The sequence below is a fragment of the Pseudomonas sp. BW16M2 genome (genome assembly GCF_014268865.1).
GTDB classification, from domain to species: Bacteria; Pseudomonadota; Gammaproteobacteria; order Pseudomonadales; family Pseudomonadaceae; genus Aquipseudomonas; species Aquipseudomonas peradeniyensis.
Window position 1 is genome coordinate 38,328 of the sequence record NZ_JABWRI010000032.1, and the last position, 19,071, is coordinate 57,398.

General features: G+C 62.0%; 11 protein-coding genes. 8 read left to right on the forward strand and 3 right to left on the reverse strand.

Going from position 1 to position 19,071, the window contains the following annotated elements; all coding sequences use genetic code 11:
• Nucleotides 1–19: 19 nt before the first annotated feature.
• Nucleotides 20–628, reverse strand: a complete 609-nt coding sequence (locus tag HU735_RS22530; RefSeq protein ID WP_186715431.1) for an NAD(P)H-dependent oxidoreductase — start codon at nucleotides 626–628, stop codon at nucleotides 20–22.
• Between the two features lie 93 nt (nucleotides 629–721).
• On the opposite strand from HU735_RS22530, the gene HU735_RS22535 reads away from it, so the two are divergent.
• On the forward strand, nucleotides 722–1,318 hold the full coding sequence (locus HU735_RS22535; protein WP_186715432.1) for a TetR/AcrR family transcriptional regulator: 597 nt from the start codon (nucleotides 722–724) through the stop codon (nucleotides 1,316–1,318).
• 29 nt (nucleotides 1,319–1,347) lie between these two features.
• Complete coding sequence (locus HU735_RS27330) at nucleotides 1,348–1,491, forward strand: leucine zipper domain-containing protein (protein WP_273018727.1); 144 nt, start codon at nucleotides 1,348–1,350, stop codon at nucleotides 1,489–1,491.
• Between the two features lie 319 nt (nucleotides 1,492–1,810).
• Here HU735_RS27330 and HU735_RS22545 read toward each other — a convergent pair whose 3' ends face one another.
• Nucleotides 1,811–2,383, reverse strand: coding sequence for a hypothetical protein (locus HU735_RS22545; RefSeq protein ID WP_186715434.1), 573 nt, complete (start codon nucleotides 2,381–2,383; stop codon nucleotides 1,811–1,813).
• A 412-nt stretch (nucleotides 2,384–2,795) separates the two neighbouring features.
• Here HU735_RS22545 and HU735_RS22550 point away from each other — a divergent pair, with 412 nt between their 5' ends.
• Complete coding sequence (locus HU735_RS22550; protein ID WP_238349880.1) at nucleotides 2,796–3,419, forward strand: response regulator transcription factor; 624 nt, start codon at nucleotides 2,796–2,798, stop codon at nucleotides 3,417–3,419.
• Nucleotides 3,420–3,435: 16 nt separating this feature from the next.
• Here HU735_RS22550 and HU735_RS22555 read toward each other — a convergent pair whose 3' ends face one another.
• Nucleotides 3,436–4,110, reverse strand: coding sequence for a response regulator transcription factor (locus HU735_RS22555; RefSeq protein ID WP_238349883.1), 675 nt, complete (start codon nucleotides 4,108–4,110; stop codon nucleotides 3,436–3,438).
• Between the two features lie 153 nt (nucleotides 4,111–4,263).
• Here HU735_RS22555 and HU735_RS22560 point away from each other — a divergent pair, with 153 nt between their 5' ends.
• From HU735_RS22560 to HU735_RS22580, 5 genes are all read left to right on the forward strand, one after another.
• Nucleotides 4,264–6,759, forward strand: a complete 2,496-nt coding sequence (locus tag HU735_RS22560; RefSeq protein WP_238349881.1) for a type I secretion system permease/ATPase — start codon at nucleotides 4,264–4,266, stop codon at nucleotides 6,757–6,759.
• On the forward strand, nucleotides 6,756–7,997 hold the full coding sequence (locus HU735_RS22565) for an HlyD family type I secretion periplasmic adaptor subunit (RefSeq protein WP_186715438.1): 1,242 nt from the start codon (nucleotides 6,756–6,758) through the stop codon (nucleotides 7,995–7,997). The genes HU735_RS22560 and HU735_RS22565 overlap by 4 nt, the downstream gene beginning before the upstream one ends.
• A 2-nt stretch (nucleotides 7,998–7,999) precedes the next feature.
• Nucleotides 8,000–9,568, forward strand: a complete 1,569-nt coding sequence (locus tag HU735_RS22570) for a TolC family protein (RefSeq protein ID WP_238349882.1) — start codon at nucleotides 8,000–8,002, stop codon at nucleotides 9,566–9,568.
• A 25-nt stretch (nucleotides 9,569–9,593) separates the two neighbouring features.
• Nucleotides 9,594–13,217: a transporter substrate-binding domain-containing protein gene (locus tag HU735_RS22575; RefSeq protein ID WP_186715439.1), complete on the forward strand. Its 3,624-nt coding sequence runs from the start codon at nucleotides 9,594–9,596 to the stop codon at nucleotides 13,215–13,217.
• 224 nt (nucleotides 13,218–13,441) lie between these two features.
• Nucleotides 13,442–19,057 (forward strand): Ig-like domain-containing protein, encoded by a 5,616-nt coding sequence (locus HU735_RS22580; RefSeq protein ID WP_186715440.1) that lies wholly within the window; start codon nucleotides 13,442–13,444, stop codon nucleotides 19,055–19,057.
• Nucleotides 19,058–19,071: the final 14 nt, after the last annotated feature.

Below are 19,071 nucleotides of genomic sequence, written 5' to 3' on the forward strand. Positions count from 1 at the left end.
GCCGCTCCTGTAGCGAAGGCTAGACAACCGGCACTGCTTGCCTTTCGCTGACGAACAGGCGTTCCCCCAGTGCGCGCGCGCTGCGCAGATGCCGCGTGGGATCCTGTCCCTCACTGTCCTCCAGCAGCGTCGAGCTCAGGACCCGGGCACCGCAGTAGTCGAAGATGCCGTGCTCGATCTGCACGCGCATGGCCTTGCCATAGCCATGGCGCTCGAAGGTGCCGGCATCGGCGCCGGCCACGCCGACCAGGTGCGCGGTCATCCCGTGCAGCAGCTTGGTGGTGCTGCCGTCGGCGGCCTGGTCGAAGGCCCAGCCGTTGCTGAATACCCGCTCGACCCAGCCCTTGAGCAGGGCCGGCAGCGACCACCAGTAGATGGGGTAGACCATGACCACGGTGTCGGCCCGTTCGATGCGCGCCTGTTCGGCCAGTACATCGGCCGGTGGCTTGCCCAGGCGCCGGTGCACGGCATGGTCGGCCAGGCCGAAGCGTGGGTCGAAGCCTTCGCTGGCCAGGTCGGCGAACTCGCTGGTATGGCCGGCGGCGCGCAGGCCCTCGGCGATCTGCTGGGCGAGGGCGTGGGTGAGGGAGTCGCGGTCGTGGTGACCGATGACGATCAGGGCATGCATGGTGGAATCTCCAGAATCAGGATGCAGGGACACCGGGAGCGTTATATACTCGCAGTAAGTTACGCTTAGTAAGTTACTTTTGGTAGGTAAGCGATGTCAAGCGAGAAAAAGACCGCGCCGCGCAAACGCCTGTCCCGCGAGGAGCGTCGGCGTCAATTGCTGGACGTGGCCTGGCGGCTGGTACGCGAGGAGGGCACCGATGCCCTGAGCCTGGGGCGCCTGGCCGAGCAGGCCGGGGTGACCAAGCCGGTGGTGTACGACCATTTCGAGACCCGCAACGGCTTGTTGCTGGCGCTTTACCAGGAATACGACGCCCGCCAGACCGCCATGCTCGACAAGGCCCTGGCCGGCAGTCCGGCGGGCCTGCTGGAGCGGGCCTGGGTGATTGCCGAGGCCTATGTGGACTGCGTGGCGACCCAGGGCCGGGAGATCCCCGGGGTCAGCGCCGCGCTGGCCGGCTCGCCGGAGCTGGAGGCGCTCAAGCGCGGCTATGACGGGCCGTTCATGGACAAGTGCCGCGAAGCGCTGCTGCCGTTCGCGCCGGGCGGCGATATCGGCGTGGCCGGGTTGTGGGTGCTGCTAGGGGCGGCGGATGCGTTGTCCCTGGCGGCGGCGGCCGGTGAGCTGGGTGCCGAAGCCGCCAAGCGCGAGCTGCAGGCGACCATCGTGGCGATGGTGCTGCGGCAGTAATTTGGGGGATATGACCGCTTCAATTCAGGCTGCAGAGGCATCCCGGTTTCAGCGCCCCGTGCCAGGCCTACGAGATCAGCCGAATGGCCGGATACAAATGGGTTGTGCGATATGAGAAAGAGGGCTTTCGGGGCTTGGACCAAGCATCTGGCCGAGGTTTGGGTGAGACCTAGTGTGGTGTTTTGCAAATACGACCAATAAGTCGCGAGCGATTTTTGCGCTCAGGCAAGGCGTCGCGACGAGTCGTAGCCCAGCTACGGCGAGGAGCGACAACGCCGCATGAGCGCAAAAAGCGCCGCGAGTTATGGTCGTTATTTGTGAAACACCACACTAGTGTCCTGTCTCGGAAATAAGCTGTTCACTTTTGGCGGCGTCTTGGGCGCCCGGTCGGCGTTGCCACTCCTCGCCATAGCCCTGCTATGACTCGTCACGGCGCCTTGGCCGAACAGCCAAGCCACTCGCCAAAAGAGAACGTATTTCCGAGACAGGACACTAGCGCAGCTGCGCAAGGCGTGTGCCGTACTCTCCGGTCAGCACATCGACAATTGCTGTGATCATGTGGCCCTTGCTCGAGTCCCCTTCGTCCTTGGCGGGCGGGTGCACGGCCAATGCCGCATCCACGATCTCGCAATCCTTCACCCACGCAGTGACGACACCGGTCGAAAGCAAGATGCAGGTTTTCGCTTGGCTGGCCGCGTACCACAGAAACGAGATGTCCGCATCCTGCTGGCAGGCTTGCTCGTAGTTCACGGTCGAGCGGCAACCATGTTCCAGAGTTGATAGGACCAGGGTCGTGGTTTCGAGCACAAAGACATCGCAGGTGTCGATGATCGACATGATGTCCAGGTTCTCAAGTTGGTACCTGGGCGGTGAGATCGCATGCTCATAGCCACGCAAAGTCATCGCAATGGCGATCTGCTTGCCGTGGGGCGTGGACGTGAGAATGAAGTAGCGCAACGACTTGTCCAGCAGCGGGAGCGTTGCATGATGGTTGCTGACCATCGTGATGCAGCGCCGGGCCATCGGCAGCTTCAGCCTCGCTTGCAAGGTAAGGTGACGCTTCATGGGGTTGTGCCTGTTGAGTGTTACCAAGCCTGCTGCCCGCTAAAGGCATCAAGATGTTCAAGGGCGCTCGGTGCGCTCGGCAGATGGTGCCCCGTGCAAATGGGGCCCTCCATGAGACCTGTCTTGTTTTCTCAGCGGGTTGCACAAGTGCTTCCTGAGGGGTTTTGAGGCGAGTCCTATTCAGTTCGTAACAGCACTCCATAGACTGATGTCGCTGAAACGACAGGCGGGGACCAACGATTACGGGTGGGGATATGTCCCTGCCGTGACAGCCTTCACGTATGGCGAACACAAGGAGGGGTGTCGGAGACATCAAAGGAGACACGATCTTTCATGGGCTGTCCGCGGGATGCGGCAGGGCCGTGGGAGGTATCGAAACGCCTGGATAATCTGAGTAGACAAGGAGCGGGCTTTGAACAATCGAGTAATGATCGTCGACGACCATCCGGCGGTGCGCCTGGCTATCCGCCTGTTACTGGCGAACGAAGGGTTCGATGTGGTTGCCGAAACAGGGGACGGCGCCGAAGCACTGTTCCTGGCCGAGCGCTTGCGACCGGCCCTCATGGTGCTGGATCTCGGCCTCGACACCGTCGATGGGGTCGCGGTCATTGATGAGGTTATCGGCCAGGGGCTGCCAATGAAAATCGTGGTGTTCACCGGGCTGGCATCCCTGCGGTTGGAGGAGTGCTGCCGTCAGCACGGGGCACATGGTTTCGTCAGCAAGCACAGTGAAATGGCTGAGTTGGTCTATGCGATCAAGGCTGTGCGCGCCGATGACTACCTGCCCGCAGCGGGGCAGGACGCAAAAGGGCGGGAGCTCCTGAACCAGCAATACGAGCGGCTTGAAAGCCTTTCTGCGCGTGAGTTCAAGCTGATGCAATGCGTGATACGTGGACTGGGCAGCAAAGAAATTGCCGAACACCTTGGTCTCACTCTCAAAACGGTCAGTACCTACAAAGCCCGTCTCTACTCGAAGCTCGAAGTGAACTCCCTCGACGAATTACGCACGCTGGCCAGGCACACGGGCCTTCTCTGAACAGGTACGGCCTGGCTCACAGCCCCTTGAGCTGGGTCTGCAATTTGAACAATTCTGCATCGCTGCTGATACCCAGCTTTCGGTAGGCCGAGTGTTTTTGCCCACTGATGGTCTTGCGGCTGCGCGCAAACTTGCTGGCCACGTCACTGCCCGACATGCCGTCGAGAATACAGCGCAGCACTTCTCGCTCCTTGGGTGACAGCTCGGGGTAGTTCGCCAGTGTCTGCGCGCCCTCGGTCGAGTCGTCGATGGCCGACGCTTGTGGTGCGGGTAGCTTTTCCAGGTGGGCGGCTATCGACAAGGGTAGGTAGGTGCGATCCATGGCGACGGTGCGGATGGCTGTCAGCAGTTCATCGGTGGGCTGGGTCTTGCCCACGAAGCCCCTGGCACCGGCACGGATGCACAGGTTTATCGTGGCCGGACGGTCCATCGACGAGAAGATCAAGATCCTCAGGTCTGGATGGCGGGCGCGCAACGATTGCAGTAGCCGCAAGCCATCAATCTCGCCTTCTGTCAGCTGATAGTCCAGCACCAGCAAATCGGGCAGCTGTGCTTCCAGCCCTTCCAGCAGTTCGCGGCCGCTGGCATACACATCGACGACCTTGAAGTCCGGCTCAAGGGCCAGGCGAATCTTCATGGCTTCGCGAATCAGCGTGTGGTCGTCCAGCAACGCGATCCGCAACGGCGACATCACAGACCATCTCATCGTGCGACTCCTGTGTCAGTTGGCTCGGAAAGGGCCTACGGACGCTCGCATGCCTATCGGTGCCTTTCACCTGGCTACATTAATCGTTCGCCGCGCGCGGTGTTCGTCAATTGCGCGGTTTGCGCCAGGTTTTGAGACATGTCTCATTCTGATGCCGGGGCGCGCTTGCCAGAATTCGCCCCAGCATTACCTGGCGCCATGATCCGTAAGCAAACCGAGGTCTGGCATTCACTCTTGAAGGTCAATCGCACGCTCGCCAGCCAGCGAGCGCTGCCAGGACTTCGTTTGATGGTTACCGATAGCAATTGCGTTGACTGCGAGGTGGCTACAGCCCCACCTGGCAGTGTCGCCCCCCAAGTCCACGACACCCTGCTGCAGAGCGTAGCCTGGCTTTGCGACCACCATGCTGTAGGACGATCCCTGCAGGCACTGACCGCCGGTTTACCCACCGCAGGTTTGTTGTCTCCTTCGCTGGCCTTGGCCAGCCTGGCCAATGCAGGCATACAGGCAGGGCTGGTGAAGCGCCGAGCCCAAGACTTGCCTGTCGAGCTGATGCCAATGCTCCTGCTGCGCAAGGGCCATGGTGGGTTCATCCTGCTCGGTCGTCACCTAGACCCGCAGGCCGAGAGCAAGCGTGCCTACCTCTATAGCGTGGTGCTGCCGGAAATCAGCAGCGAGCCGGTGGAGCTGTCCCAGGCTGAAGTCGACGTGCTGTACGCGGGCCATACCATTCTTGCCAAGCTCAAGGCCAAGATCGATACCCGGGCTGGCGAGGAAACCGCGCGCCCGGCCGGGCACTGGCTGCTCAGCACGCTGTGGCGCTACCGGCGCTATTACCGCAGTGCGGCAATCGGCGCGGTGCTGATCAACCTTCTGGGCCTGGCCAGCATTTTCTTCACCATGAACGTGTATGACCGCGTGGTGCCCAACCAGGCGTTCGTGACCCTGTGGTCGCTGGCCATTGGCGTGGTGGTGGCCATGGTTTTCGAAGCCGTTGCCCGTTACGTGCGAGCCCATTTGCTCGATGTAGCAGGGAAGAAGGCCGACCTGGTGCTTGGCGCCATGTTGTTTCGTCAGGCCCTGTCGATCCAGATGGAGCACAAGCCAGCCTCCACTGGCACCTTCGCCAACCAGCTGCGCGAGTTCGAGTCGGTGCGCGATTTTGCCACCTCCGCCACCTTGTCGGCGATTTCCGACTTGCCGTTCATCCTGCTGTTCGTGGCTGTGATCTTCGTGATCGGCGGGCCATTGGGCTGGATTCCGCTGTTGTTGATCCCGCTGATTCTGGTCATCAGCGTGGCGGTTCAGTGGCCGTTGGCCCGCACCATGAAGGAAAATTTGCGTGAGTCGTCGCTCAAGCAGGGCGTGCTGATCGAGTCCATCGAAGGGCTGGAGACGCTCAAGGCTGTGGGAGGCGAGGCGTACATGCGCCGTCGCTGGGAGAACTTCAGCGCCCTGGCGGCAAAAACCGCCATGAAATCGCGCGAGCTGACCAGCCTGGCGACCGGCAGTGTGGCCTTCCTACAGCAGATTCAGACCGTAGTGCTGGTAGTGGTGGGTGTCTACCTGATCGATGCCGGCGACCTGAGCATGGGGGCGCTTATCGCTACGGTAATGCTTGCCGGTCGCGCCACGGCCCCGTTGGGCATGGTTGTAGGACTGGCGGTGCGCTTTCAGCAGGCGAAGGCAGCGATGCAGTCGCTCAATGGTCTGATGGCCATGCCAGTCGACCGTGATAGCGAGCGCGACTATCTGGCCAAGCCCACCATCACCGGGCAGCTGACCTTGAAGGACGTTGGTTTTGCCTATCCTGCACCGCCCATGCAACCCAACCCACCCGTGTTGCAGGGTATCAATCTGACGGTTCAGGCCGGTGAGACGGTTGCCATCCTGGGGCGGATCGGCAGCGGCAAGTCTTCGCTGCTGCGGGTCATGGCACGCCTCTATTGCCCGGTGCAGGGGCAGATGTTCAGCTCGGGCCTGGACGTGAAACAGATCGACCCGGCCGACTGGCGCAAGTCCGTTGGCTACGTCGGCCAAGAGGCCCGGCTGTTCTACGGCACGCTACGAGAAAACATCATGATCGGTCGCCCCGAGGCAAGCACCGACGAGTTTCTCGGCGTGTTAGCCGTGACGGGGCTGGACCAGGTTGCAGCCCGCCACCCGCTGGGTATCAACCTGCCCATCGGTGAGCTGGGCGAGGGGCTCTCGGGTGGGCAGCGGCAACTGGTATCGCTGGCCCGTACGCTGCTGGCAAAGCCTGCGCTGCTGCTGCTCGACGAGCCCACCAGCGCCATGGACACCCAGACCGAGGCGGTGTTCCTGCAGCACTTGCGCCGTGCTGCCCAGGGCCAGACCCTGGTGCTGGTGACCCATCGTCCTTCACTGCTGGCGTTGGTGCAACGCATTGTGGTGGTGGAGGAGGGCAGAGTCGTCGCCGACGGCCCCAAGGCCCAGGTCATGGCCGCGATGGGGGCCCACTCTGGCAAGTCTGGCGCCACGAACACGGCGAGCGCCGCCCCAGGGGCCGGTACCCAGCATGCCCCGATGTCGTTGAGCACGCGCAAACCAAAAACGAGGGTTGCCGCGGCTGGGCCGCAGGGTCCCGCAGTACAGACAGGTAACCCCCGATGATCAAACGTTTGTTCCGGCGCCGCCCCCGTGCGTCGCTGTCTCCTGGCGATGCTGCCTACATGGAGGATATTCGCGAATCGCTGCTGACCCAGACAACACCGGGTTCCAATCTGGTACTCAAACTCATCGCCCTGGTGCTGCTCGGTGGCCTGACCTGGGCTTATTTTGCTCGGGTCGAGGAAATCACCCTGGGCGAGGCGAAGGTCATCTCCAAGAGCCGCGAGCAGGTTATCCAGAGCTTGGAAGGCGGCATTCTTGCGCAAATGAACGTGCGTGAGGGCGACATCGTCGATAAAGGCCAAGTGCTGCTGAGAATTGACGCCACCCGCGCCGAAGCCAGCTACCGCGAAGCCTTGTCCAAGGTGATAGGCCTGAAGGCCAGCATCACCCGTCTGCGCGCCGAGGCCTACCAGCAACCATTGGTATTCGATGACATGGTCAAGGCCGAACCGGCCGTGGTGCTGCAGGAAACCCAGGCTTACAACGCCCGCAAGAGCGCGTTGAACGAGAGCGTGAGCGCCCTGGAGCGCAGCTATGCGCTGGCTATGCGCGAAATCAAACTGTCCGAGCCGCTGGCAGCCCAGGGCTTGATTTCAGAGGTGGAAATGCTGCGCATGCGCCGCCAGGCCAACGAGATCAAGTCCCAGGTGGTGGAGCGGATCAACCGCTACCAAGCCGAAGCCAACGCCGACCTCGCCAAGTTCGAGCTGGAGTTGTCGCAAACCAGCGAGAACCTCATCGGTCGCGCCGACGTAGTCGAGCGCACCACCCTGACCGCGCCGGTACGCGGCACGGTGAAGAACGTACGGGTGAATACCATTGGTGGGGTCATCCAGCCCGGTGAGCCTATCCTCGAAATCGTGCCACTCGAAGACCAGTTGCTGGTCGAGGGCAAGATCCGCCCGGCCGACGTCGCCTTCCTGCGACCGGGATTACCCGCCATGGTGAAGATCACCGCCTACGACTACAGCATCTACGGTGGGCTGAAAGGCCGTGTGCAGCACATCAGCCCGGACACCTTGAAGGATGACCAGAAAGCGGCGGCTGGCCGCCCCGACGACACCTACTATCGGGTACTGGTACTGACCGAGAAAAGCGCGCTGGATGTCGGCGGCAAGCAGTCGCCGATCATTCCCGGGATGGTCGCGACGGTAGAGATCCGCACCGGGGAGAAAACCATCCTCGACTACCTGCTCAAGCCCGTGTTCAAAGCGCGCGAAGCGTTCAGGGAGCGATAGGCATGCCTCGTCATTCCCTGCGTCCAGTCACTTGCCTGGTGGCGGCTCTGAGCTTCAGCGGCCTGGGCCTGACCTGCGCACGAGCCGAAGAGCTGTTGCAGTTCGCCCGTGTCATGCCCGTGCCTGAACAAGCCCTAAAGGCGCCAGCCAATGCGTCGCCTGTCACGCCGCGTGACAACCCGTCACCCAGCCTGCGCACGGCACCGCTCGGGAGTGTCTCGGCATTGGCATATTCGGCCAGCGTCGGAGGCACTACTCCTGTGGTGCCGGGGCCGTCGGAAAGTGACCTGCGCAAAATGTTTTTCGAAACGGTGAAGACCGCCGTGGTGCGAAGCCCCGAGGTCCTGCGTTCGCGAGGCGAGCAGCAGGCGGCGGAGTCGGACGTCGACCAGGCCAAGGGCCAGCGCTGGCCGCAGATGGACATCGGTTCGCAGACGCAAAGCAAGCAGTTCGGCGGTGGCGAATACAACGAGCAGGGCAGCGGCGGCATCCAGGTGTCGATGTCGACGATGCTGTACGACTGGGGGCGCATCGGCAACACGGTCGACAGCCGCGAGAAGCTTGCCAGCGCTGCCCAGGAAAATGTCAGCGCGAAAACGGAGGACATCGGTTTCGAAGTGGTGACGACCCTCGCCGAACTCGGCAAGCAACGGCAGATCGGGCAACTCAGCCAGGCCTTTGCCAACCGCATGGAGGAGTTGGTGCAGATGCTGCGTGGTATCGTCGCGGCCGACCCCGGCCGGGCCAGCGAGCTGACCCAGGCCAAGGCCCGCTTGCTGCAGGCCCAGGCCTTGCGTGACGCGGCCCGGGCCAAGGCTCAGGATGCGCAGATCACCCTGAACAAGCTGGTAGGCGACCAACCTGTGGCGATTCCCGAGCAGAGCGCCTGGAACATCGGCCTGACCGACCTCGAGTATTTGCTCGATGTGGCCCAGCACCACCCGACCATCCGCCAGGCCGCTGCCCAGGCCGAGTCGGCGGAGTTCGAGGCGAAAGCCGTGCATGCTTCGGGCCTGCCGCAGTTGAACTGGGTCGTGAGCAAGAACACCGCTGAAGACGCGCTGGGGCGCGAGCAACCCTGGCAGACCAACCTCAGTGTGACCTGGGGGGCGTTTCGTGGTGGCTCCACGCGTGCAGCAGAACGCGCAGCGTTGCAACGCGCCGATGCCAGCCGCCAGGAAACCGCGCAACAACGGCGCGACCTGGAGTTCCGGATTCGCGCCGCCGATAACGATGCCCGTACCCAGTTGGAACGCGCGGCACTGTATCGCAACTTGTCGGTGGAGTCGGATGCCATCCGCAAGGCGTTCTACCTGCAGTGGCACCACTTGGGCAAACGAACCTTGCTCGATGTGCTGACCGCTGAAAACGACCACTATGGCAACCAGGTGGCGGAAATCACCAACCGTTTCGATGCCTACCAGTCGATCTTCCGCCAATACGCCAGTGCCGGTGTGCTGATGCAGTGGCTGCAAGGCAATGGCCCCATGGACATGGACCGCCCGCCGCAGGCCAAGCACTTGCTCGTGGAGGCGGTTCCCGCTTATATGAAACAGCCGCTGCAGCGGTGAGGCTCTCATACAGGAAATGCGCGCATTGAAACCTCATCTGTCGATTGTCCGCTGGTTGTTGGCCTTCGGCCTGCTGTTGCTGCTGGCCGTTGGCGACCCCACCCAGGCTGCCGAGCAGGCACGGCTGGTGGTTCGCACCCCCGAGCGGGCCCCCGAGGTGACCCACGATGCGCAAACCCAGGCCTGGCTTGCGAGCAGAGACAGCATCCGGGTGGGTTTCTGGGGGCGCTCGCACCCACCGATGCACATGGGCTTGGAGCCCAATACCTTCGAGGGCGTCACGGCAGATACCTTGGGCCTGTTGGAGCAGATGCTCGGTGTGCGCCTGGAGATGCTCAGCTACTCGAGCAAGGCGCAAGCCCTGCAGGCGATGCGCCAGGGGGACGTCGACATGTTCGCCGTCAGTAGTGTCGATGCACCGGCCAACCCGTTGTACAACCCCACCAAGCCGTACCTGCTCAACCGTGCAGTGCTGGTGCGGCGGGTCGGCCAGGCCCATGCCTCGATGGTCGACCTCAGTGGCGAGCGCCTGGCCTACATCGCGCACAGCGACGAGCAGTCCAGGCAGCTCAAGGCCCGCTACCCGCTGAGTAATCTGCAACCTTACACCTACTACCTAAATGCCCTTGCCGGTGTGGTGAACGGTCAGGCCGATGTGCTGTACACCGATGCGATATCTGCCGAGTTCCTGATTTCCCGCTTCTACCGCAACGCCGCCTACATTGCAGGCGATGCCAGCAGCCCTGAAGTGGCGAGCCTCAACTTTGCGGTGAGCGCACGGGAGCCGCAGTTGCTCAAGGCCATCGATCAGTCGCTGGCTGCGATTCCGCCGGCGAGCATGGTGCGCATCACCTCGCAGTGGGGGCTGAGCAGCAGTTTCGTCGAGGCCCGGCCGTTGCTGCAGCTCACGCCTGCACAGACCGAATGGGTTGCGACCCACCGCACCCTGAAGGTCGGCATCAACAGCGCCAATGCCCCCTTGACCTTCTTCGACGAACAGAACGAATTACAGGGTTTGAGTGCCGACCTGCTGAAGCGGATCGGCAGCATCACCGGGCTGTCGTTCGAACTCGTGCGCGCCAATGGCATCAGCGAGCTGGTCGAGCAGTTGCAGTCCAACAAGATCGACCTGATCGCAGGCCTGAACGTTGATGCCAACCTGGTTGGCCAGCAGCAGCTCAGCCGCATCTATCTGGTCAGCCCTTACGTGGTGCTTTCGCGCCGCAACGAAGCCGGCCTGCGCGATCTGGAGGAGCTAAATGGCCTACGTCTGGCGCTGACGGTGGGCAGTTCGATTTCGTCATGGCTCTACCAGCACTACCCGGATATCCACCAGGTCAGCGTGCGCAACACCGTGCAAGGCATAGACCTGCTGCTTGGCAAAGAGGTAGAAGGCGCCGTGAGTACTCAGTTCACGGCGGACTATTTCATCAGCCAGCACTTTCAGTCGGACTTGCGGGTGACGTCGAGCCTGGGGCCGGTCCCGGCGAAGATCGCCATGGCCGTGGCACCGCAGCATGGGCCTCTCAAAGGCATCATCGATGCCGCGTTGCTGAGTATTTCACCAGAAGAGCTCAAGGACATCACCGACCGCTGGCGCAATAATGCAGCCCCTGCGGTGGCCAGCCCCTGGAATACCTACAAGCAGGATGTGTTGCGTGTCTTGCTGCTGGCCGGTGGGCTGATGCTGGTGTTCCTGGTGTGGAACTACTACCTGCGGGTGCAGATAAACAAACGCAAGCAGGCCGAGCGCGGCTTGCAGGACCAGTTGCAGTTTAGCCGCACCTTGATCGACGGCGCCCCGGTGGCGCTGTATGTGCGTGACGAGCAGGGCCGTTTGGCGCAGTGCAACCAAGCCTACCTGGACTTCTTCGGTACCACCCGCGAGGCGCTGATCGGCACCACCTTGGTAGAGAGCCAAGTGTTCGATACCGACTTCAGCACGCGCTACCACCAGGCCTACCTGGACACCCTGAGCCATGGCCAGCCGGCCTTCGCCGACCTGAATGTGCAGGTGCAGGGTCGCCAGGTGCGTGTGCACCACTGGATCCTGCCGTTCCGCGACAGCACTGGCCGCTACATCGGTGTGATAGGCGGCTGGCTGGACATTACCGAGCGCGAGCAATTGATTGCGCAGTTGCAGCAGGCCAACGTCGCAGCAACCGATGCCAACCGCTCCAAGTCGGTGTTTCTGGCCAGCATGAGCCATGAGATCCGCACACCGGTCAGCGCCTTGGTGGGGCTGATAGAATTGCTGCAGCTCAAAGGCGCCGATACTGCGACCATCGACGCCGACCTGGAGGTGGCGCACCAGTCGGCTCAGTCGCTGTTGTCGTTGATTGGTGACATTCTCGATCTTTCCAAGATCGAAGCTGGCGAAATGACACCGGTCCAACGCCCAACGCACCTTGCAGAACTCATGCAGGCCATCCACCGGCTGTTCGAACCCAACGCCCGCACCAAGCAACTCGACTACCGCCTGGCCACCGAATTGCAGCACCCTGGCGTGATGATCGATGCGTTGATGCTCAATCAGGTGGTCGCCAACCTGTTGAGCAATGCCATCAAGTTCACCGACCAAGGCAGTGTGCACCTGCTGTTGCGTGAACTGCCGGGGGAGTCGCCCGAAGGTCGGGCACGTTTCGCCATCCAGGTGAGCGATACCGGCCGGGGCCTGAGCGAGGGACAGAGCCAGGCGATATTCGAACCCTTCGTGCAGGCCGAGCCGCAGGCCAATCGGCCCGTGGGTACCGGCCTTGGCCTGAGCATATGCGCAAGCCTGGCGAAGCTTCTGGGGGCGCAACTGACGGTCGACAGCCAGCCAGGGCTCGGTTCACGTTTCACCCTGGTGTTCGAAGCCCAGGTGGTCGAAGTGCAACCCACCGCGACGCCTGCGGCCTTCGACACATTTGCTGGGCCAGCGCTGAAGATCCTGGTCGTGGAAGACCATGCGCCGAACCGCCTGCTGCTGTGCCGGCAGCTGGAATACCTGGGGCACCAGGCCTGGCCCTGTGATGACGGCGAGGCTGCCTTGGCCTTGTGGAAAACGGCGCATCCGCCGTTCGACCTCACCATCACCGACTGCGGCATGCCACTGATGGACGGTTACCAGCTGGTCCGGGCGATGCGTGAAGACGAGCAACTGCGCGCGGTACGCCCACACACGGTGTTCGGCCTCACGGCCAACGCCCAGCCCGAAATTGTCCAGGCCTGCCAGGACGCAGGCATGAGCCGTTGCCTGTTCAAGCCCTTGGGCATGCAGGCGCTGCACCTGGCCCTGACCCAGGTCCAGCAAAGCAGCCCGCTGCGGGCCGCCAGCGGGCTCAGTGAGCTGGAGCAGATACGCGCGCTGAGTCCACAGGCTTATGCGCCGCTGGTGGAGGAAATCGTGCGGACCCATCGCGCCGACGGCGAGGCCTTGCAGCGGCTGGCCTTGGCAGGCGAACCGCGGGCCCTGGCCCGCCTGGTGCACAAGGTCAGGGGCGGCGCCAGGCTGACGGGCGACCAGGCCTTGAACGATGCCTGCGCTGCCTTGGAGCAACTGATTGAAGCGCAGGGCGACGCCCGAGGCTATGCCCGCCAAGTTGAAAAAATAGTGGCATGTCTACAGGCGCTTGAAGCTCGATTGTTAAAGGACTTACCGGATTAAGTCGCGCGTGGCTGAGACATTGGCGGGCCACAACAGTACTGGATTTCAGTTATTGCGCTTTTTGAGACAATGCTCATGTAAAGGCCTGTCACCTCAAATTGAAAATAGGCCCTGACCGCACGGTGTGTCGCTGAGGACACGTTCGGGACGGTAAGGAAAGCCGCAGTTGTTCGCAACGCCGGCAACTATTTTCAAGAGAGGGCTGCAAGTTGAATTCAAGCGCAGTGAATGTAGCCGTCGTCGACGGCAAGACCATTACTCAGACCGCTGAGTTACCCAGCGGTAAATCGGGAAAACCCGTCCGTATCACGGCGGTCGAAAACGGCAAGTACATCCTTGCCGAAGGCGAGAAGGGTCTGGCCCCTGAAAACATTACCGTCAAGCGTGTAGGCAAGGACCTGCACATCGCCTTGCAAGGCACCGACCCTGATCAACCGCAACTGATCATCGAAGGCTTCTTCGACACCCAGAGCCAGCTGGTGGGTGTGGGCGAGGACGGCCAGTACCACGACTACATTTCCTCCGATGCGCAGCAGGACCTTGCGGCGGCCTTCCTGATCGAGGATGTTGATGCGCCCCAGGTGTTGGGTGCCGAGCCTTTGGTCGGCTTCGGTGATGGCCTGGTTGCGGGCGCCGGTATCGGCTGGTTCTGGCCCGCTCTGCTTGGCCTTGCAGGCCTGGGCCTGGTAGGTGCGGTCATCGCCGCCGACAACAGGGATGACGGCAACGACCACGGTGGCGCAGATGGCGGTGATGGTGGTGGCAACGTCCCTGGCGATCGCCCTGCAACCCCGACTCTGGAGTCGGTGATCGATGACGTTGGGGATCAGGTCGGCCCCATTGAGAACGGCGGTATCACTGACGATAACACCCCCACTTTCACGGGTATCGGTACCCCTGGCAACACCGTCATCGTGCGTGATGGCGACACCGTCATCGGTGAAGTGGTCGTTGGTGAGGACGGCAAGTGGAGCTACACCCCGGAGCCCCCCTTGGCCGAAGGCCCGCACGAGATCATCCTGGTAGAGAAGGACCCAAGCGGCAACCAGAGTGAGCCCTCTGACGGCTTTGAGCTGATCATCGACCTCACCGCACCTGGCCAGGCGCAGATCACCAGCGTTGTCGACGACCAGGGCGCCGAAACCGGCACGATCACCAGCGGCGACACCACTGACGATGCTTTGCCGCAAATCAGCGGCACTGCCGAGCCTGGCAGCACCGTAGTTGTCTACGACAACGGTGTGGAAATTGGCCGTGCCGTGGTCGATGCCGACGGCAACTGGAGCTTCTCCCCTGAGCTGCCCCTGGGCAACGGTGCTCACCAACTGACCGTGACCGCAGTCGACGCCGCGGGTAACGTCGGCTTGCCATCTGCGCCATTCGACTTCACTGTCGATGCGGGTGGTGTGGCACCGGCTCCGGCCATCACCGGTGTTACCGATGACGTCGGCACCCGCACCGGCAACGTGATGCCGGGTGGCATCACCGATGACGCTCGCCCGACCATCACCGGTACTGGCCAAGCAGGCTCGACCATCCGCGTATACGCCGATGGTGTATTGCTGGGTGAAACCCAGGTCGGTGCCGACGGCCACTGGGCCTTCACGCCAGAAAGCGACCTGTCCGACGGCTTGAATAACATCAGCGCCACCGCCACCGATACTGCAGGCAACGTCAGCCCGCAGACCGGCGACTACCCGCTGACCATCGACACCAGCGCACCAGATGCCGCCAGCGGCGAAACCCTGAACGACAACGTCGGCGCCATCACCGGCCCCATCGCCAGCGGCGACACCACCGACGACAGCACCCCGACCTTCGCTGGCAAGGGCGAACCGGGCGCCACTGCGGTCATCTACGACAACGGCGTGGAAATCGGCCGCGTACCCGTCGATGCCAATGGTGACTGGAGCTTCACGCCGGCGACCCCACTGGTCGACGGAGCCCACAGCTTCCACTCGGTGATTGAGGATGCCGCTGGCAATCAGGGGGATGCAGGCTCTGCGATCAACTTCATCGTCGATACCCAGGATGTACTGATCAGCATCACTCAAGTCACCGAGACGCCATCGCTGGAGGGGCCGCAACATCGTGGTGGCGACTACAATCCGGTGCCGCGCGGTGGTGTTACCTCCGATGCCACGCCGACCATTGCCGGCAAGGCCACCCCGAACTCCACCGTCAACATCTACGACAAAGGCGTGCTGCTGGGCAGCGTTCAGTCCGATGCCTCCGGTGACTGGGTGTTCACTCCTGAGAATGGCCTGGCCGAGGGCCAGCACGACTTCACCGCCACCGTGGTGACCGAAGCCGGTGGTGAAAGCGCTCCGACCGCCGTGTTCAACCTGGAGATCGACACCACCGCACCGGGTAAGCCGGGCGAGGGTGGCAATGGCGGTATCGATGATGTCCACGACGACGTGGGCGATATCCAGGGCCCGATCAGCAATGGCGGTGCAACCGATGACACCACTCCAACCCTGAGCGGCGGTGGCCAGCAGCCGGGCGACAAGGTCAGCATCATCGACAATGGCCAGGTCATCGGCGAAGTTGTGGTTGGCGACGACGGTAAATGGACCTTCACGCCCAACCCGCCGCTCAACGATGGTAAGCACGACTTCACCTTGGTGGTCACCGACCCTGCTGGAAACGCTAGTGAGGCATCCGACCCGTACACCGTGATTGTCGACACCACAGCCCCAGGCCAGCCTGTAATTACCAGTGTGGTCGACGACCAGGGTGATCGCCAAGGCCCAATTGCGGCGGGCGAGGTCACCGACGATGCCATGCCACAGGTCAACGGTACCGCTGAGGCTGGCAGTATCGTGATCATCTACGACAATGGCGTGGAAATTGGCCGGGCACCAGTAGACGCCGACGGCAACTGGCATTTCACGCCCACCTTGCCACTGGCCAACGGCGGCCACTCGGTATCCGTGGTGGCAGTAGACACTGCGGGTAACCAGAGCCCAAGCTCCGAACCGTTCGATTTCGACCTGCTCGCAGGCGGTATTCCACCGGCACCGGCGATTACCGAAGTGCTCGACGACGTGGGTGTCAATACAGGCAACCTGATGCCAGGCAGCGTCACCGATGACGCACGCCCCACCATCAACGGCACCGCGCAACCTGGCTCGACCATTCAGGTGTACTCGAACGGCGAACTGTTGGGTGAAACCGTGGTGGGTGAGGATGGCCGCTGGTCGTTCACCCCGCAAACCGACCTGGCCGATGGTTTGAACAACATCAGCGCTACCGCCACCGATGCCGCCGGCAATGTCAGCCCGCAGACCGGTGACTACCCGCTGACCATCGACACCGGTGCGCCAGGTGCTGCCACCGACGAGACCTTGAGCGACGACGTGGGCGCTATTACCGGCCCAATCGTCAGCGGTGATGTGACTGATGACAACACCCCGACCCTGAACGGCAAGGCCGAGCCAGGTAGCACGGTGATCGTCTACGACAACGGCCAGGAGATTGGCCGTGCGCCGGTCGACGCCAATGGAGACTGGAGCTTCACCCCGAGCGAGCCACTCAACGATGGCCAGCACAGCTTCAACACCGTGGTCCAGGACCCGGCTGGCAACCAGAGCGAGCCCGACCAGCCGATCGACTTCACGGTCGATACCCGCGCAGTGGAAATCAGCATCACCACGGTGGTGGATGACCAAGGCTCGATCATCGGTGCGTTGTCCAATGGTGCGGTGAGCGACGACACCACCCCGACCCTGAACGGCAAAGGTACGCCGAACAGCGTGGTGAACATCTACGACAATGGCGTATTGCTGGGCAGCGCGAACACCAATGGTTCCGGCGACTGGACATTCACCCCGGCCCTGACCTTGGCCGAAGGTGACTACGCGTTCACCGCGACCGTGGTGACCGAAGCCGGTGGCGAAAGCGCACCGACTGCCGAGTTCAGGCTGCAAATCGACACCACTGCACCGGGCAAGCCAGGCGAGGGTGGCAATGGCGGCATTGATGAAGTCTACGATGATGTGGGCGATATCCAGGGCCCGATCAGCAACGGTGGCTCCACCGATGACACCACCCCGACTTTGAGTGGCGGTGGCCAGCAGCCGGGCGACAAAGTCAGCATCATCGACAATGGTCAGGTCATCGGCGAAGTCGTGGTTGGCGATGACGGTAACTGGACCTTCACGCCCAACCCACCGCTCAACGATGGTCAGCACGATTTCACGTTGATCGTCACCGACCCAGCGGGCAATGCCAGTGAGGAGTCTGACCCGTATACTGTGATTGTCGATACCACTGCGCCGACTGTGCTTGCCTCTATCACGAGCGTGGGCAAGGACAGCGGGCTGGACAGCGGCGACTTCCTGACTAATGACGGCAGTGCGGGGCGCCTGATCCAGGGCACGCTGAATGCTGCCTTGGCCGCTGGGGAGAAAGTTCAGGTCTCCGTCGACGGTGGTGCCACCTGGCAGGATGCACTGCTCAACGCTGATGGCAGCTGGAGTTTTGTGGATGAAACCGCCCATGTGAGCGACTGGAGAGTTCAGGCCAGGGTTATTGATGCCAGTGGGAACGTAGGCCCTGAATCTTCGCAGGACATCTCACTCGACACTACGGCGCCAAATCCCCCGGAGTCCATTGGCTGGAGCGACGGGCAGCTCACCGTTGGCTTCGATGCAAGCGCGCTGTCACTTGGTGACAGCATCCACGTGGTTGTGGATGGAAAGGTTGTGCAGCACCCACTGACACAGGCCGAAATCGACGCAGGGTCTGCAACTTTTGCAGGGCCGGTTGGGGTAAGTGGCAACCCTCAAGTTATAGAGGCGGCCTTGGTGGATGCGGCGGGAAATGTCTCGGACTACCGGAGCATCAGCTATGGCAGCTCTACGATCACCGAGAACTTTGACAACATTCGCTATGCGTCGCTCAGCACGAATCAAAGCGCAAAATATGAAAACTTCACCTTTACAGGTCTGGCCCACAATCACAAATACTCTCAAGACGTCGGAAGCAACTATCCCGCCGGGGCGGATGGGCAAGTAGCTGATCGTGCCCCTACGAACGCGCTGCAAATTGCAGGCACTGTAAAAATGGATCTGGTCGCTCCTGCCAGCACGTTTTCCGCGACCGTTGGGGATAGGACCAATGGTGGTTACTTGCATCTTGATTTCTGGGACAGCGCCGGCAATCACATCATGGCGGCCTATTCCAAAGCATCAGACGGGCTCAGGGGAAATATTTCTGTCGAGATGCCCGAGGGCGTTTACTTCCAGGCGGTAACGTTCACCGTCATCACGGATGATTATGTCTGGGTGGACAATATGGTCATCGGGTCCGAAGGCTATGTAGACAATGGTGTTTCTCCACCCGATGTCCTGCAAAGTGTCATGGAAGAAACGATGTATCTCGGTGGCGATGAAGCCAACGTGTTCGACTTGGCCGATGTGACCCTCCTGGACTCTTCCTCGACCAGCATTCATGGCAATGCAGGTCTGGACACACTTCGGCTTGTCGGCCAGGACCAAGTTCTGGACCTGACCGATATCGGCGACCGAATCAGCTCCATCGAAGTCATCGATCTGATCGGAACTGGCGACAACCACCTGGATATCTCGCTGGACGATGTGCTGAACAACGGCGGTGTCGACCTGTTCCATGACAGCGGTAAGACCCAGATGATGATCAACGGCGATGCTGGCGACGTGGTGGACCTGGAGGGCCTTGTCAGCGCCGAGGATCCAGGCAACTGGAGCGCCATCGGGGCCGTCGAGGTGGGCGGCAAGACCTATGAGGTCTACAGCCACTCCTCGCTGGACGCCGAGCTGCTTGTGCAGCAGGGCGTCACGACCAACCTCGTGTAAACCACGGCATCCGT